General features: G+C 68.3%; 17 protein-coding genes. All 17 read right to left on the bottom strand.

All coding sequences use genetic code 11. The annotated features are described in order from the left end of the window. Positions 1-125: 125 nt before the first annotated feature. Positions 126-500 (bottom strand): F0F1 ATP synthase subunit epsilon, encoded by a 375-nt coding sequence (locus ACIRP2_RS12675; protein ID WP_124716359.1) that lies wholly within the window; start codon positions 498-500, stop codon positions 126-128. A 110-nt stretch (positions 501-610) separates the two neighbouring features. Continuing rightward, positions 611-2,053 carry a F0F1 ATP synthase subunit beta gene (atpD, locus tag ACIRP2_RS12670; RefSeq protein ID WP_404249202.1) on the bottom strand — a complete coding sequence of 481 codons (1,443 nt, stop codon included), beginning with the start codon at positions 2,051-2,053 and terminating at the stop codon, positions 611-613. Beyond that, positions 2,053-2,967 (bottom strand): F0F1 ATP synthase subunit gamma, encoded by a 915-nt coding sequence (locus ACIRP2_RS12665; protein ID WP_351077762.1) that lies wholly within the window; start codon positions 2,965-2,967, stop codon positions 2,053-2,055. Before ACIRP2_RS12665 ends, atpD begins: the two co-directional genes overlap by 1 nt. Positions 2,968-2,970: 3 nt before the next feature. Next, positions 2,971-4,542, bottom strand: a complete 1,572-nt coding sequence (gene atpA, locus ACIRP2_RS12660) for a F0F1 ATP synthase subunit alpha (RefSeq protein ID WP_404249200.1) — start codon at positions 4,540-4,542, stop codon at positions 2,971-2,973. Positions 4,543-4,680: 138 nt separating this feature from the next. Continuing rightward, positions 4,681-5,496 carry a F0F1 ATP synthase subunit delta gene (locus ACIRP2_RS12655; protein WP_404249198.1) on the bottom strand — a complete coding sequence of 272 codons (816 nt, stop codon included), beginning with the start codon at positions 5,494-5,496 and terminating at the stop codon, positions 4,681-4,683. Further along, complete coding sequence (locus ACIRP2_RS12650) at positions 5,493-6,038, bottom strand: F0F1 ATP synthase subunit B (RefSeq protein ID WP_072483719.1); 546 nt, start codon at positions 6,036-6,038, stop codon at positions 5,493-5,495. Before ACIRP2_RS12650 ends, ACIRP2_RS12655 begins: the two co-directional genes overlap by 4 nt. Before the next feature lie 37 nt (positions 6,039-6,075). Further along, on the bottom strand, positions 6,076-6,309 hold the full coding sequence (locus ACIRP2_RS12645) for a F0F1 ATP synthase subunit C (RefSeq protein ID WP_072483720.1): 234 nt from the start codon (positions 6,307-6,309) through the stop codon (positions 6,076-6,078). A gap of 72 nt (positions 6,310-6,381) precedes the next feature. Continuing rightward, the gene (gene atpB, locus ACIRP2_RS12640; protein WP_404249496.1) at positions 6,382-7,218 is read right to left on the bottom strand and encodes a F0F1 ATP synthase subunit A; all 837 of its coding nucleotides are present in this window, start codon (positions 7,216-7,218) and stop codon (positions 6,382-6,384) included. A 210-nt stretch (positions 7,219-7,428) separates the two neighbouring features. After that, positions 7,429-7,872, bottom strand: a complete 444-nt coding sequence (locus ACIRP2_RS12635) for a hypothetical protein (RefSeq protein ID WP_404249196.1) — start codon at positions 7,870-7,872, stop codon at positions 7,429-7,431. Positions 7,873-8,134: 262 nt separating this feature from the next. Then, a complete protein-coding gene (locus ACIRP2_RS12630; RefSeq protein WP_404249194.1) occupies positions 8,135-9,520 on the bottom strand; it encodes an MraY family glycosyltransferase in 1,386 nt (461 codons plus the stop codon). Positions 9,521-9,612: 92 nt separating this feature from the next. After that, the gene (glyA, locus tag ACIRP2_RS12625) at positions 9,613-10,878 is read right to left on the bottom strand and encodes a serine hydroxymethyltransferase (RefSeq protein ID WP_404249192.1); all 1,266 of its coding nucleotides are present in this window, start codon (positions 10,876-10,878) and stop codon (positions 9,613-9,615) included. Between the two features lie 158 nt (positions 10,879-11,036). Continuing rightward, positions 11,037-11,678, bottom strand: a complete 642-nt coding sequence (locus ACIRP2_RS12620; RefSeq protein WP_404249190.1) for a protein-tyrosine-phosphatase — start codon at positions 11,676-11,678, stop codon at positions 11,037-11,039. Beyond that, complete coding sequence (locus ACIRP2_RS12615) at positions 11,675-12,322, bottom strand: L-threonylcarbamoyladenylate synthase (protein ID WP_376213626.1); 648 nt, start codon at positions 12,320-12,322, stop codon at positions 11,675-11,677. Before ACIRP2_RS12615 ends, ACIRP2_RS12620 begins: the two co-directional genes overlap by 4 nt. Positions 12,323-12,386: 64 nt before the next feature. Then, positions 12,387-13,232 carry a peptide chain release factor N(5)-glutamine methyltransferase gene (prmC, locus tag ACIRP2_RS12610; RefSeq protein WP_365690095.1) on the bottom strand — a complete coding sequence of 282 codons (846 nt, stop codon included), beginning with the start codon at positions 13,230-13,232 and terminating at the stop codon, positions 12,387-12,389. A gap of 43 nt (positions 13,233-13,275) precedes the next feature. After that, complete coding sequence (gene prfA, locus ACIRP2_RS12605; RefSeq protein ID WP_361440727.1) at positions 13,276-14,352, bottom strand: peptide chain release factor 1; 1,077 nt, start codon at positions 14,350-14,352, stop codon at positions 13,276-13,278. A gap of 150 nt (positions 14,353-14,502) precedes the next feature. Then, positions 14,503-14,727 (bottom strand): 50S ribosomal protein L31, encoded by a 225-nt coding sequence (gene rpmE / locus ACIRP2_RS12600; protein ID WP_019764351.1) that lies wholly within the window; start codon positions 14,725-14,727, stop codon positions 14,503-14,505. Between the two features lie 142 nt (positions 14,728-14,869). Continuing rightward, positions 14,870-15,973 carry an LCP family protein gene (locus ACIRP2_RS12595; protein WP_404249186.1) on the bottom strand — a complete coding sequence of 368 codons (1,104 nt, stop codon included), beginning with the start codon at positions 15,971-15,973 and terminating at the stop codon, positions 14,870-14,872. Positions 15,974-16,177 lie beyond the last annotated feature (204 nt).

Here is a 16,177-nt window from a genome sequence, read left to right as displayed (position 1 = left end):
GCATCGTCGAGTAACGGATACCGCCAGAACCGCACCTGCACCTGCATCGCCTCAGCCGCGGCACGGTCTGGAGTGGTCTCCAGCTCGGGCCGCGGCTGAGGGTAAAGCTACGTTGTCGCGGAGCGCTAGCGCACCGCCACCGCACGCAGTCGCACTTCGGCGCGCCGCTCGGAAGCGGCGTCCGTGTCCGACTTCGCACGCTCCAGCGCACGCTCGGCGCGCTGGACATCGATCTCGTCCGCCAGCTCCGCGATCTCCGCGAGCAGCGAGAGCTTGTCGTCCGCGAACGAGATGAAACCGCCGTGCACAGCGGCGACCACGGTCGCGCCGTCGCTCGTACGGATCGTCACCGGGCCCGATTCCAGCACACCCAGAAGCGGCTGGTGACCGGGCATGACGCCGATGTCGCCGGACGTGGTGCGCGCGACGACCAGGGTGGCCTCGCCGGACCAGACACTGCGGTCCGCGGCGACCAGCTCGACGTGCAGCTCAGCAGCCAAGGGTGGCTCCTCGGGTCACCACCCGGCCGTTCGAGCCGGGTGTTGGGTCAATTCTACGGGGCGTGGTGAGGGGGACGGGACGCACCCGCCCCCCTCGGTGAGCCATGGGCTCAGGAGACGCCGAGCTCCTTGGCGTTGGCCTTGAGGTCCTCGATGCCACCGCACATGAAGAACGCCTGCTCCGGGAAGTGGTCGTACTCACCGTCGGCGATCGCGTTGAACGCGGCGATCGACTCGTCGAGCGGAACGTCCGAACCGTCCACGCCGGTGAACTGCTTGGCGACGTGGGTGTTCTGGGACAGGAAGCGCTCGATGCGACGGGCGCGGAAGACCGTGAGCTTGTCCTCCTCGCCGAGCTCGTCCATACCGAGAATGGCGATGATGTCCTGGAGGTCCTTGTACTTCTGCAGGATTCCCTTGACCCGCATGGCGGTGTCGTAGTGGTCCTGCGCGATGTAGCGCGGGTCCAGGATCCGGGACGTGGAGTCCAGCGGGTCCACGGCCGGGTAGATGCCCTTCTCGGAGATCGGACGGGAGAGAACCGTCGTCGCGTCGAGGTGGGCGAAGGTGGTGGCCGGGGCCGGGTCGGTCAGGTCGTCCGCGGGGACGTAGATCGCCTGCATCGAGGTGATCGAGTGACCACGGGTCGACGTGATGCGCTCCTGCAGCAGACCCATCTCGTCGGCCAGGTTCGGCTGGTAACCCACCGCGGACGGCATACGGCCGAGCAGGGTGGACACCTCGGAGCCGGCCTGGGTGTACCGGAAGATGTTGTCGATGAAGAAGAGCACGTCCTGCTTCTGCACATCGCGGAAGTACTCCGCCATGGTCAGACCGGCCAGCGCCACACGAAGACGCGTGCCCGGCGGCTCGTCCATCTGACCGAAGACGAGCGCCGTCTTGTCGATGACGCCGGAGTCGGCCATCTCCTCGATGAGGTCGTTGCCCTCACGGGTACGCTCACCGACGCCCGCGAACACCGACACACCGTCGTGGTTGTTGGCGACGCGGTAGATCATTTCCTGGATCAGAACGGTCTTGCCGACACCGGCACCACCGAACAGACCGATCTTTCCACCCTTGACGTACGGGGTGAGCAGGTCGATGACCTTGACACCGGTCTCGAACATCTCGGTCTTGGACTCGAGCTGGTCGAAGTTGGGCGCCTTGCGGTGGATCGGCCAGCGCTCGGTGACCTCGGCCTCGGCCTCGGGCTTGTTCAGGATCTGACCAAGGGTGTTGAACACCTTGCCCTTGGTGATGTCGCCGACCGGGACCGTGATGCCGGTGCCCGTGTCGGTCACCGGGGCCTGGCGGACCAGACCGTCGGTGGGCTGCATCGAGATCGCGCGGATCACACCGTCGCCGAGGTGCTGGGCGACCTCGAGCGTCAGCGTCTTGAGCTTGCCGTCCTCGGCCGGGTCGGCCACCTCGACGGTCAGCGCGTTGTAGATGTCCGGCATCGCGTCGACGGGGAACTCCACGTCGACGACCGGGCCGATGACCCGGGCGACGCGGCCCGTGGCAACGGCCGTCTCAACTGTCGTCGTCATTACTTGTCACTCCCCGCGGTCGCGTCGGCCAGTGCACTGGCACCACCGACGATCTCGCTGATTTCCTGGGTGATTTCGGCCTGGCGGGCCGCGTTGGCAAGCCGGGAGAGGCTCTTGATGAGCTCACCGGCGTTGTCGGTGGCCGACTTCATCGCGCGGCGGCGGGCGGCGTGCTCGGAAGCAGCGGCCTGCAGCAGCGCGTTGTAGATCCGGCTCTCGACGTACCGCGGAAGCAGGGCGTCGAGGACGTCCTCCGCCGACGGCTCGAAGTCGAAGAGCGGCAGGATCTCGCCCTTGCCGTCCTCCTCCTTCGCGGCGTCCAGACTGAGCGGCAGCATCCGGTTGTCCACCGGGTTCTGCGTCATCATCGACACGAACTCCGTGAAGACGATGTGCAGCTCGTCCACGCCGCCCTCGGCGGTCTCCTTGGTGACCGCTTCGATCAGCGGGGCCGCGGCCCGCTTCGCATCCGCATACGTCGGGCTGTCGGTGAAGCCCGTCCACGATTCCTCGATCTTGCGCTCGCGGAATCCGTAGTAGGCGACACCCTTGCGGCCGATCACATACGTGACGACCTCCTTGCCCTCACCGCGCAGCCGCTCGGTCAGTCGCTCCGCGGCCTTGATGGCGTTGGAGGAGTAACCGCCGGCCAGACCGCGGTCGCTCGTGATGAGCAGGACCGCGGCCCGCGCCGGAGCGTCGGCCTCGGTGGTCAGCGGGTGCTTGGTGGTGGAGCCGGTCGCGACCGCGGTCACCGCGCGGGTGAGCTCGGTCGCGTACGGCGTCGACGCCGCCACCTGGCGCTGCGCCTTGACGATGCGCGAAGCGGCGATCATCTCCATCGCCTTGGTGATCTTCTTCGTGGCGGTGACGGAGCGAATGCGGCGCTTGTAAACGCGAAGCTGAGCGCCCATCGATCAGCCCTCGCCCAGGAGCTTGCCGTCCGAGGTCTCGAACTGCTGCTTGAAGGCGGCGACCGCGTCGGCAATCGCCTGCAGCGTGTCGTCGGACATCTTGGCGCCCTCGGCGATGCTGGTCAGGAGGTCCTTGCGCTCACGGCGCAGGTACTCCAGCAGCTCGGTCTCGAAGCGACGGATGTCCTCGACCGGGACGTCGTCCATCTTGCCGTTGGTGCCGGCCCAGATGGAGACGACCTGCTCCTCGACCGGGAACGGGGCGTACTGCGGCTGCTTCAGCAGCTCGACCATGCGCTTACCGCGCTCCAGCGACGCCTTCGAGGCCGCGTCCAGGTCGGAACCGAAGGCGGCGAACGCCTCCAGCTCGCGGTACTGGGCGAGGTCGACGCGGAGTCGGCCGGAGACCTGGCGCATGGCCTTGTGCTGGGCGGAGCCACCGACACGGGAGACCGAGATACCGACGTTCAGGGCCGGACGCTGACCGGCGTTGAACAGGTCGGACTCCAGGAAGCACTGGCCGTCGGTGATGGAGATGACGTTGGTCGGGATGAACGCCGACACGTCGTTCGCCTTGGTCTCGACGATCGGGAGACCCGTCATCGAACCGGCGCCCATCTCGTCGGAGAGCTTCGCGCAGCGCTCCAGCAGACGCGAGTGGAGGTAGAAGACGTCGCCCGGGTAGGCCTCGCGGCCCGGCGGACGGCGCAGCAGGAGCGACACGGCGCGGTAGGCGTCGGCCTGCTTCGAGAGGTCGTCGAAGATGATCAGGACGTGCTTGCCCTGGTACATCCAGTGCTGACCGATGGCCGAACCGGTGTACGGCGCCAGGTACTTGAAGCCGGCCGGGTCGGACGCCGGGGCGGCGACGATGGTCGTGTACTCGAGCGCGCCGGCCTCTTCCAGGGCACCACGCACGGAGGCGACGGTGGAACCCTTCTGACCGATGGCGACGTAGATGCAGCGCACCTGCTTGTTCACGTCACCCGAGCGCCAGTTGTCGCGCTGGTTGATGATCGTGTCGACGGCCAGAGCGGTCTTACCCGTCTGACGGTCGCCAATGATCAGCTGACGCTGGCCGCGGCCGATCGGCACCATGGCGTCGACGGCCTTGTAGCCGGTCTGCATCGGCTCGTGCACCGACTTACGGACCATGACGCCAGGGGCCTGCAGCTCGAGGGCGCGACGGCCGTCGGTCGCGATCTCGCCGAGACCGTCGATCGGGTTGCCGAGCGGGTCGACGACGCGGCCGAGGTAGCCCTCGCCGACGCCGACGGAGAGCACCTCACCGGTGCGCTGCACCGGCTGGCCCTCTTCGATGCCGCTGAACTCGCCGAGGACGATCGCACCGATCTCGCGCTCCTCGAGGTTGAGGGCGAGACCGAGGGTGCCGTCCTCGAACTTCAGCAGCTCGTTCGCCATGGCCGAGGGAAGACCCTCGACCTTCGCGATGCCGTCGCCGGCAACGCTGACCGTACCGACCTCCTCGCGCGAGGCCGCGTCCGGCTTGTACGACTGGACAAAGTTCTCCAGCGCGTCCCGGATCTCCTCCGGCCGGATCGTGAGCTCCGCCATCTGGGTTCCCTGCTCTCCTTGTTGGGCCCGAAGTTTCTTAAGGGGGTCTGGGGGCCGACCCCCAGGAATCTTCTGCAGTTTCTGCACGGCCCAACCGGGCCGCTGGTCTTGCTCTGTTCTGTTGCTGCGCTGTGCTCGTCAGCCGGCCATGCGACGGGTCGCCTCGTCGAGGCGCTCCGCGATGGTGCCGTCGATGACCTCGTCACCGACCCGCACCGCGATCCCGCCGAGGACCGTGGGGTCCACGTCGAGGTTCAGGTGCATCGGACGACCGTAGATCTTCGCCAGTGCGGCGCCGAGACGCTGCTTCTGCCGATCGCTCAGCGGCACTGCCGAGGTGACCACGGCGACCATCCGGTCCCGGCGCTCCGCGGCAAGCTTGGAGAGGGACTCGAGTCCCGCTTCCAGGCTACGTCCACGCGGCTGGGTGACAAGCCGCACGACGACCCGCTCGGTGGCGGGCCGTGCCTTGCCGCCGAGCAGGCTGCGCAGCAGCTCGCCCTTGGCGGCGGGGGACGCGGACCGGCTGGTGAGCGCGGCGCGCAGCTCCTTGTCGGAGGCCACGATCCGGCCGAACCGGAACAGCTCGTCCTCGACGTCGTCGAGGTCTCCGCTGCGCTGGGCGGCGGTGAGGTCCGCGGTGTTCGCCAGTTCCTCGACCGAGTCGACCAGGTCACGCGACTGCGACCAGCGGGAGCGGACCATGCCGGAGATCAGGTCGACGGTCTCGCCGCCCACCTGGCCACTCAGCAGTCGTCCGGCCAGCTCCGCCTTGGCCTCGCCGGGCTGCGACGGGTCGGTCAGGACCCGTCGCAGGGAGACCTCGCGCTGGAGCAGCGCCGTTACGGCGGCCAGCTCCTCGGCGAGCTTCGCCGCGTCGACCGACGTGTTGTCGGTCAGCGCGTCGAGACGCTCACGTGCGGCAGCCAGTGCCTCGCGGCTCGCGCCGTTCATCGGACAGCCTCGGCCTTCGCCTCGAGCTCGTCGAGGAAACGGTCGACGGTGCCGCTCTGCCGGGCGTGGTCCTCGAGGGACTCGCCGACGAGCTTGCCGGCCAGGTCGGTGGCGAGCTTGCCCACGTCCTGACGCAGCGCGGAAGCCGCGGCCTTGCGGTCGGCTTCGATCTGGGCGTGGCCGGCAGCGATGATCTCCTCGCGCTGCCGCTGGCCTTCCGCCCGCATCTCCTGCAGGATCACGGCGCCCTGCTCCTGAGCCTCCTGGCGCAGGCGCGCGGCTTCGTGGCGGGCCTCGGCGAGCTGAGCCTTGTACTGCTCGAGCACGCTCTGGGCCTCGGTCTGGGCCGCATCGGCCTTTTCGATACCGCCTTCGATGGCCTCGCGGCGCTCTTCCAGAACCTTGTTGATGTTCGGGAGGAGCTTCTTGGCGAGGAAGCCGAAGACGATGACAAAGGCGATGAAGCCAATGACGAGCTCAGGGATCGGCGGGACGAGCGGGTTTTCCGGCTTCTCCGCCGCGAGCTGAACCAGAGGGTTCACGTCAGTGCCTTCCGTCGAATGGTCTGTTCCCGACCAGTCAGGAGGTCGGGTAGACGAACGGCATGACCAGACCGATCAGGGCGAGCGCCTCACAAAAGGCGAAGCCGAGGATCTGGTTGGCGCGGATCAGGCCGGCAGCCTCGGGCTGACGGGCGAGAGCCTGCGTGCCGTTGCCGAAGATGATGCCGACGCCGACGCCGGGGCCGATGGCGGACAGGCCGTAACCAACGGAGCTGAGGGAACCGGTGACGGCGGCAAGGGTCTGGGACATGCCAGTTCTTCCTTCTCTTTCACGGACCGGCGGGGGTTGGCCACCGGACGACTGGGGGTATGGGAGGCGCGATCAGTGGTGCTCGGCGACAGCGCCCTGGACGAAGGTGCACGCCAGGAGCACGAAGACGTACGCCTGAACGGCCTGGATGAAGAGCTCGAAGGCCGTCATCACGAGGACCATCACGAACGAGACACCTGCGTAGGCGATACCGATGCCGTTGAGCAGGTACCAGCTGGCGATGGTGAAGAGCAGCAGCAGCGTGTGGCCCGCGAACATGTTCGCGAAGAGTCGGACCGCGTGCGTGAAGGGGCGGACCAGGACGTTCGAGAAGAACTCGATGACCATGATCAGCGGCAGGACCGCGCCGAGCGACTTGTCGTAGCCGGTCAGGTTCTTGAGGCCGCCGACGAAGCCGTGCCTCTTGAACGTGACGCTCATCCAGAGGACGTAGACGATCAAGGCCAGAGCGGCCGGGTACGCGATGATCGACGTCACCGGGAACTGGGCGAGCGGGATGATCGACCAGAGGTTCATCATCCACACGAAGAAGAAGATCGAGACCATCAGCGGGACGTACTTCTCGCCCTCGCGCTTGCCGAGCGTCTCGTAGACGATGCCGCGGCGCACGAAGTCGTATCCGGCCTCGGCGACCATCTGCAGCTTGCCCGGAACGACCTTCGGCTTACGGAAGGCGGCCCAGAAGAAGCCGACGATGATGACCGTACCGAGGAGCGCCAGCAGCATCGTCTTGTTGAAGTAGATGTTGCTGTCCGCGTCACCGAAGATCGGCTCGAACAGGAAAGAGTGCAAGCCAGGACCCGGGAAACCACAACCGGAGAAGATGTGGCAATCGGTCTCGAAGGCGAGCACCTGTGTCGGGTCAGCACTCACCGCGGGCTCCTTCAGCGTGGCGCATAGGTACGGCAACCTCGTTGTGTCGGCGCGGCGCGCAGCCGCGGTTCGGCACTGGACTGGTGTTACGGATGTGTGAGCGGCAGTCAGGCATTGAGCCTCGCGATCGAGCAGGCGTCAGCTCACATGCCCGCGCCCGCAGTGCCGCAGTTGGAACCGGACGATAGCAGGGTCCCGGACTTGCACTTATTCCGCCCCTACCCTTCACGTCTTGGACCCGGTGTTCTTGGGCTTCTCACCCTTGTCCTTGTCGGATTCGGGTTCGACGTAAAGGATCTTGGCCTTCATGTGCGCACGCGTCTGCGCGCCGATCCACACGAGGGTCGTCGCGACCAGCGTGATCGCGAAGGCCTTCGGGTTGAACATCGTGGTGTTCTTGAATGCGGCGACGAAAATGAACAACAGGAGGAGCTGAGTCGTATACAGCATCAGCCCCATCGCCTGGAACAGGTGGGGGAGGGACCGCGCGGTCCGCTGCAGGACCATGAGTCCGATCCCCATGAAGAGGATCACCACGATCGTCGCAACGGCCGCGCCCAGGGCTCCCTTGCCGCCTGCGACGCCACCGCTGACGGCGGCAGCAACAGCGCCGGCGACAGCGGTGGGTACGGCGGCTTGAAGGAGAGTCCGGACGTCGTTGGACGGCATGGCGGCAGCTCCGCTTGCTGGGGGTGGGCAGTGTGTCGTCATGGACGAGCGTAGGCCTGGTTCGAGTCGATGCCTCGGGCCGATGGACCGTGGTACTCAGGTCCTTCAACTCCGTCACCGGGCTTCGTGAACGGTATCACAAACTATTTGATGAGGTCTTTACCAAGAAAGTGTGCTTGCTGTCACACGTGAGAGTGAACATGCGCGTGTGAGCAAGACAACTCAATATCTTGCCTGGTATTGCCCCTCGATGACCGAATCGTCAGCGCCTGGAATCAGCCCTATCTCTGTCCGAAAAACGCGAACGGGGGCCAATGGCGGTCGCCCCGTTGACGCCGGAGACTCCCACGACGACCGGTGTGCGCTCCTGCCCCTCGTGCTCCTCCCGCCCCATCTGCGTGTCCAGGGGCCGCTGTTGGGCTCCGTCCGCCGATGAGCGCGCCGCCTCGGGCATCGTGCCCCGGCCGCGGTGACGACGATAGCGCGGCGGTACGAAGCGTTCCGCCCAGTACGGCGCGTGCGGCGTGAAACGCGGCATCAGCAGCAGTACGAGGCCCAGCGCGCTCAGCCCCATGATGACCAGCACGATCCACAGGGACGCAGAGTGCACGGAGTAGCCGACGGCGCCGAAGGCGATCAGGGCCGACCAGAAGTACATGATCAGCACGGACCTGCTGTGCGAATGCCCGATCTCCAGCAGCCGGTGGTGCAGATGCCCGCGGTCCGCGGCGAACGGCGACTGACCGTTCCAGGTGCGCCGCACGATCGCCAGCAGCAGGTCGGCGGCCGGGATCGCGATGATGGTCAGCGGCAGCAGCAACGGGATGAAGACCGGCAGCATCGCGTGGGTGGCCTCGCGCTCGCTGCCCGCGAAGAGCTTCATGGTGTCCGGGTCGACCTGCCCGGTGACCGAGATCGCCCCGGCCGCCAGCACCAGGCCGATCAGCATCGAGCCCGAGTCGCCCATGAAGATCCGGGCCGGATGCATGTTGTGCGGCAGGAAGCCCAGGCACATGCCCATCAGGATGGCCGTGAAGAGTGTCGCCGGAGCCGCCGCCTCGATCATGTGCCCGTACCAGAGCCGGTACGTGTACAGGAAGAACGCCGCGGAAGCGATGCAGACCATGCCCGCCGCGAGACCGTCCAGACCGTCGACGAAGTTGACCGCGTTGATGGTGATGACGACCAGGGCGACCGTGAGCAGCGTGCCCTGCCACTGGGTGAGGGCGACGGTGCCGACGCCGGGGATCGGCAGCCACAGAATCGTCAGGCCCTGGATCACCATCACCGCGGCGGCGATCATCTGCCCGCCGAGCTTGATCAGCGCGTCGATCTCGAACTTGTCGTCCAGAACACCGATCAGCCAGATCAACGCGGCGCCGGAGAGCAGCGCCCGCGGCTCGTTGGAGAGTTTGAAGACCCAGTCGAGGTTGTACAGATGCGCCGCGACGATCAGTCCGGCACACAGCCCGCCGAACATGGCGATGCCACCGAGCCTGGGTGTGGGTTCCCGGTGGACGTCGCGCGCACGGATCGCGGGCATCGCCCCGACCGCGATGGCGAACTTCCGCACCGGGCCGGTCAGCAGATAGGTCACCGCGGCCGTGACACAGAGCGTCAGCAGGTAATCACGCACGGGCTGCCCCACAGAATTCGCCGGCCATCTCAGCCCTCACCTTAACTACGTCGGACTCATGGTCGAGGACACCGAGACCGGGCCGATGGTTGCATGGGACGCGTCTACCCCGGATAGGGCGGATATTTCCTGGCCAGTTCCCGGACCTCGGCGCGGATGTCGCCCTCCTCACGCACGGCCGCCCCGAAGAGCACCGCCAGCCGTGCCATGTCGGCGTCGCCCATGCCCTGGGTGGTGACGGCGGCGGTGCCGAGCCTGATGCCCCGGGCGTCCCCGTAAGGAAGCGCGCAGGTGTCCAGCACCAGGCCCGCCGCCATCAGCCGGGCACGCGCGACGGGACCGTCGACACCCAGTGGGGCCGGGTCCGCGACGATCAGATGGGTGTCCGTGCCGCCGGTGGTGACGTCGAAGCCCTCGGCCTCCAGACCTGCGGCCAGCACCCGGGCATGGGCCACCACCCGATGGGCGTACGCCGTGAACGCCCCGGTGGCCGCCTCCCCGAACGCGACGGCCTTCGCGGCGACCGTGTGCATCTGCGCGCCACCCTGCGTGAAGGGGAACACCGCCCGGTCGATCCGCTCGGCCAGCTCCGCGCCGCACAGGATCATCCCGCCGCGCGGACCGCGCAGCACCTTGTGCGTGGTCGCGCAGACCACGTCGGCGTACGGGACGGGACTCGGCGCCGCTCCCCCGGCGATCAGTCCCATCGGGTGCGCGGCATCGGCGATCAGGTACGCGCCCACCTCGTCGGCGATCTCCCGGAACAGCTCGTAGTCGGGATGGCGGGGGTAGGAGATCGAGCCGCTGACGATCGCCTTCGGGCGGTGCGCGCGCGCCAGGGTGCGCACCTGTTCGTAGTCGATCAGGCCGCTCTCGGAGTCCACCCCGTATCCGATGAACTCGAACCAGCGGCCGGAGAAGTTCGCGGGCGAGCCATGGGTGAGATGTCCGCCGTACGGGAGTCCCATCGCCAGCACCGTGTCGCCGGGGCGCAACAGGGCCGCGTAGGCGGCGAGGACGGCGGAGGACCCGGAGTGCGCCTGGACGTTGGCGTGTTCGGCGCCGAAGAGCGCGGTGGCCCGCCGGCAGGCGATGCGTTCGGCCGCGTCGGCCTGGTCGCAGCCGCCGTGGTGGCGGGCGCCGGGGTAGCCCTCGGCGTACTTGTTGGCGAGCGGCGAGCCGAGTGCGGCGAGGACCGCGGGCGAGGTGAAGTTCTCGGCGGCGATCAGCTGCAGGGTGCTGGACTGCCGGTGCAGCTCCTCCAGCAGCACGGCGGCGATCTCCGGGTCCTCCCGGAGCAGGGCACCGAAGTCCTGCGGCAGGGCGGCCCCGGCGGCAAAGGGGGGTGCGGCGGGAGTGGTGACCGGCATCGATGAACTCCGGGCCTGGAGAGGGTGCGCTGGCGTCAGCTCCAATGTAGGCCCGTGACGGGCCTCCTGCCCGCTGTGCGGCGACGTCGTACACCCGTTGGGCCCTGGGGTACCCGGCCGACGCGTACGGCCGTCAGAGTGGCGCGGGAGCGCACCGGTCAGTGCGGGGCCGGCACCCCGGTCAGCGCGGTGACGACCGGGTCGAGGGCCTGGTTGATCTCGTCGCCGATGGACCGGAAGAACGTGATCGGGGCGCCGTACGGGTCGTACACCTCGTCGGCCTCGGCGGTGGGGGCCAGCAGCCAGCCGCGCAGCGCGGCCGCGGCCCGGACCAGTGCGCGGGCGCGCTCGACCACGCCCTCGTCGCGCGGGTCGGGCAGCGTGGCGGGGTCTATGGCCCGGACCAGCCGGGTGAATTCCTTGAGGGTGAAGGTCCGCAGCCCGGCCGAGTGACCCATCGAGATCACCTGTGCCCGGTGGTCGCGGGTGGCGGTGAGCACCAGGTCGGCGCGGATCACGTGTTCGTCGAGCAGTTCCCGGCCGACGAAGCCGGAGGTGTCGGCGCCGAAGTCGGCGAGGACGATCTCCGCGTTGGCCTCCATGGGGGCGCCTTCGTGGCCCCAGGTGCCCGCGCTCTCCACGATCAGCCCGCCCTGACGCGGATCGCCGAGGCGGTCCACCAGGGCGTGCCGGGTCAGCCGCTCGGTGATCGGTGAGCGGCAGACGTTGCCGGTGCTGACGTGGAGGATGCGGAAGGTGTCGGACCGCCCCGCTATGCCACGCCCCTCAGGGGCGGTCAATTGGCCACCTCAAGGTCGGGTACCACCTTGCGGAGCTCCTCCACGGAGAGCGCGCCGGCGCGCAGCAGCACGGGAATCCTGCCGGTCACGTCGACGATCGACGACGGCACGATGCCGGGCGTCGGGCCGCCGTCGAGGTAGACGGAGACGGAGTCGCCGAGCATCTCCTGGGCCGCGTCGCAGTCCTCGGGGGCCGGGTGTCCGGTGAGGTTGGCGCTGGAGACGGCCATCGGGCCGACCTCGGTGAGCAACTCGATGGCGACCGGGTGCAGCGGCATCCGGACGGCGACGGTGCCGCGGGTGTCACCGAGGTCCCACTGCAGCGACGGCTGGTGCTTGGCGACGAGCGTGAGGGCGCCGGGCCAGAAGGCGTCGACGAGCTCCCAGGCCTGCTCGGAGAAGTCGGTGACCAGCCCGTGCAGCGTGTTCGGGGAGCCGATCAGGACGGGCGTGGGCATGTTGCGGCCGCGCCCCTTGGCCTCCAGCAGGTCGGCGACGCCCTCGGAACTGAAGGCGTCCGCGCCGATCCCGTACACGGTGTCGGTGGGCAGCACGACCAGTTCACCGCGGCGGACGGCCGACGCGGCCTCACGCAGACCCGTCGTACGGTCGGTCGCGTCGTTGCAGTCGTATCGCCGTGCCATCAGCCGGCCTCCTCAAGCATGTACGGGTATGACGGGTACGGGTCGTGCGGGTGGCGGCCGCCGGTCACGGCATGGCCTTGCGGGCCGTGGCGAACCGCGGCCGGTTGTTCAGGTCGGGGTGGTCGGCCGCGTCGGCCCAGCCGCGTTCCTCGGTGAAGATCCACGGCACCTGGCCGCCCTGGGTGTCGGCGTGCTCGATGACGACGAGGCCGCCGGGGCGCAGCAGGCGGTGTGCGGTGCGTTCGATGCCGCGGATGGTGTCGAGGCCGTCCTCGCCGGAGAACAGGGCCATCTCCGGGTCGTGGTCGCGGGCCTCGGGTGCCACGTACTCCCATTCGGTGAGCGGGATGTACGGCGGATTGGAGATGACCAGGTCGACCTGGCCGTCGAGCTCGGGAAGAGCCGTGAGCGCGTCTCCGTGGTGGACGGTGACCCTGGACCCCTCGGCATTCTTCCTGGTCCATCTGAGGGCGTCGTCGGAGAGCTCCACGGCGTGCACCCGGGAGCGCGGCACCTCCTGGGCCATGGCCAGGGCGATGGCGCCCGATCCGCTGCAGAGGTCGACGACGACCGGCTCGACGACGTCCATCGCGCGCACCGCGTCTATCGCCCAGCCGACGACCGATTCGGTCTCCGGCCGGGGCACGAAGACGCCGGGGCCCACCTGGAGCTCCAGGTAGCGGAAGAAGGCGCGTCCGGTGATGTGCTGCAGCGGTTCGCGGGCCTCGCGGCGGGCGATGGCCTCCCAGTAGCGGGCGTCGAAGTCCGAGTCCGGCACACGGTGCAGCTCGCCCCGCTTGACGCCGTGCACGAACGCGGCGAGCTCCTCCGCGTCGAATCGCGGTGAAGGCACACCGGCGTCGGCCAGCCGCTGGGTGGCCTGGGCCACCTCGGCGAGCAGCAGGTTCATCGCGGTTCTCCGTACGGGGTTACGGGCGGGGCGGGTCTTGCTCTTATGCGGCGGCGAGCTTGGCGGCGGAGTCGGCGTCGACACAGGCCTGGATCACGGAATCCAGGTCGCCGTCGAGCACCTGGTCCAAGTTGTACGCCTTGAAGCCGACGCGGTGGTCCGAGATCCGGTTTTCCGGGAAGTTGTACGTACGGATCTTCTCGGAACGGTCGACCGTGCGCACCTGACTGCGCCGTACGTCCGAGGCTTCCTGCTCGGCGGCCTCCTGCGCGGCCGCGAGCAGACGCGAACGCAGGATGCGCATGGCCTGCTCCTTGTTCTGGAGCTGGCTCTTCTCGTTCTGGCAGGAGGCGACGACCCCGGTCGGCAGGTGGGTGATGCGGACCGCCGAGTCCGTGGTGTTGACGGACTGGCCGCCCGGACCCGAGGAGCGGTAGACGTCGATACGGAGATCGTTGGCGTGGATCTCGACGTCGACCTCCTCGGCCTCGGGCGTGACGAGCACGCCGGCGGCGGAGGTGTGGATGCGGCCCTGGGACTCGGTGGACGGCACCCGCTGCACGCGGTGCACGCCGCCCTCGTACTTCAGCCGGGCCCACACGCCCTGACCGGGCTCGGTGGCGCCGTTGCCGCCCTTGGTCTTCACGGCGACCTGGACATCCTTGTAGCCGCCGAGCTCGGACTCGGTGGAATCGATGATCTCGGTCTTCCAGCCGACGCGCTCGGCGTAGCGCAGATACATCCGCAGCAGGTCACCGGCGAACAGGGCGGACTCGTCGCCGCCCGCGCCCGCCTTGATCTCCAGGAGCACGTCCTTGTCGTCGCTGGGGTCGCGCGGGACCAGGAGGAGGCGGAGCTTCTCGGTGAGCTCTTCGCGCTGCTTCTCCAGATCCTTCACCTCGGCGGCGAAGTCGGGGTCGTCGGCGGCGAGTTCACGGGCCGTCTCGATGTCGTCCCCGGCCTGCTTCCAGGAGCGGTACGTGCCGACGATCGGGGTCAGCTCGGCGTAGCGCTTGTTGAGCCTGCGCGCGTTGGCCTGGTCGGCGTGGACCGCCGGGTCCGCGAGCTGCTTCTCGAGATCGGCCTGTTCACCGATCAGTTCCTCGACCGCCTCGAACATCTTCGGGCTCCTGGTTTCTTCACTCAAACGTGCCTGCTGGACGGCGTGATGCCGGCCGGGCGGGGATACGGGCCGCGCACCCCCGGCCGGAAAAAACGCCGGTTCCGACGCCCCCGGAAAGAGGGCGCCGAGAACCGGCGCAGTGGCTCGCTACTTGCTGGCGGAGCCGGCAGCCTTGCCGAAGCGGGCCTCGAAGCGGGCCACGCGGCCACCGGTGTCGAGGATCTTCTGCTTGCCCGTGTAGAACGGGTGGCACTCGGAGCAGACGTCGGCGCGGATGGTGCCGCCGTCGATGGTGCTCCGGGTCGTGAACGACGCGCCACAGGTGCAGCTGACCTGCGTCTCGACGTACTCGGGGTGGATGTCGCGCTTCAAGGGTTTCTCCTAGGTTCGGGAGGGCACCGGGTCGTCCGCGCGGATTGCGCGTCCGTGAACCGGGGCCGACGTACCAGTCTGCCAGGACCGGCCGTATCTCCCAAAACCGGGGGCGGGCCGCAACTATTCCCGGCCCGCCCGGTCACCGCACGACGCTGCCCGCCACGCCCTTGTCGCCCGCCGACTTCTCGGTGGCGGAGGCAGGGATCGCCTTGTCCTGTTCGAGCGCCGACCACACCTGCTTCGCGGACTCCTCCAGCGGCACGACGCGGTTCGGGTCGGCCGGGTCGTACTGCACGGGCAGGGTGACCATGTGGACGTTCTTCGCGCCGAGCCCCTTGAGGCCGTTGGCGAAGCCGGTGAGCTGCTGGACCGAGCCCAGGTCGGAGTCGGTGGTGATGGCCTTCGTCGCCGTGTCCGCGAGGTCGAAGAGGGTCTTCGGGTTCGAGAACACCCCGACGCTCCTGACCTGTTCCATGAGCGCCTTGATGAATGCCTGCTGGAGCTGGATGCGGCCGAGGTCGCTGCCGTCGCCGACGCTCTTGCGGGTGCGGACGAGTCCCAGCGACTGCTCGCCGTCGAGGGTGTGGGTGCCCGGCTCCAGATCGAGGTGGCTCTTGGAGTCGTGGATCGCGCGGGTGGTGGTGATCTTCACGCCGCCCAGCTGGTCGATGAGCTTCTTGAAGCCGGTGAAGTCGACTTCGAGGTAGTGGTCCATGCGGATGCCGGACATGGACTCGACGGTCTTGACCGCGCAGGCCGGTCCGCCGACCTCGTACGCCGTGTTGAACATCGCGCGCTGCTGGCCCGCGACGGGCTTCCCCGTCGTGTCACTGGTGCATTCCGGGCGGGTGACGAGGGTGTCGCGCGGGATGGAGACGACCGAGGCCGTCCTGTGGCCCTTGTTGACGTGCACGACCATCGCGGTGTCGGAACGGGCCGTACCCTCGTCGGCGCCGTACTCGGAGTTCGCGCCGGAACGGGAATCGGAGCCGAGCACGAGAATGTCCTCGGAGCCGTTGTCGACGTTGTGGGGACGGTCCTTGCCGAGCGCCGCGTTGATGTCGACGGCCTTGAGATTGCCGTTGAGCTTGAAGTAGGCGTACCCGAGTCCGCCGCCGCCGACGATCACGGCGACTGCCAGGGTCCAGATCGCCGCCACCTTCGCCCGGTGGCGTCGGGACGGCCTCCTCCGGCGTCTGCCGGTGGGACGTATTCGGCCGCCGCTCCCGGTCTGCTCGGTCATCCGTCTCCTTCGGTCGTCAGCTGCTCCCGGCTACCCCCTGCAGCGGTGTTCGGGCACTGAGTCGTCGACTTTGGCGACTTGTCGTCACTTCGTACGACGTCGCGGTACGGAGAAGGGTTGCACAGCGCCCTGTCACGCCCGCGCGAGGACAAAAGGGACGTGGAGCCTTGACGAACCACTGGTGATCCCACGCTCACCTGCGGT

The sequence above is a fragment of the Streptomyces sp. NPDC101194 genome, assembly GCF_044767885.1.
Taxonomy (GTDB): Bacteria; Actinomycetota; Actinomycetes; order Streptomycetales; family Streptomycetaceae; genus Streptomyces.
Note: the sequence above shows the minus strand (reverse complement) of the source record. Positions and strands in the feature narration are given on the sequence as shown.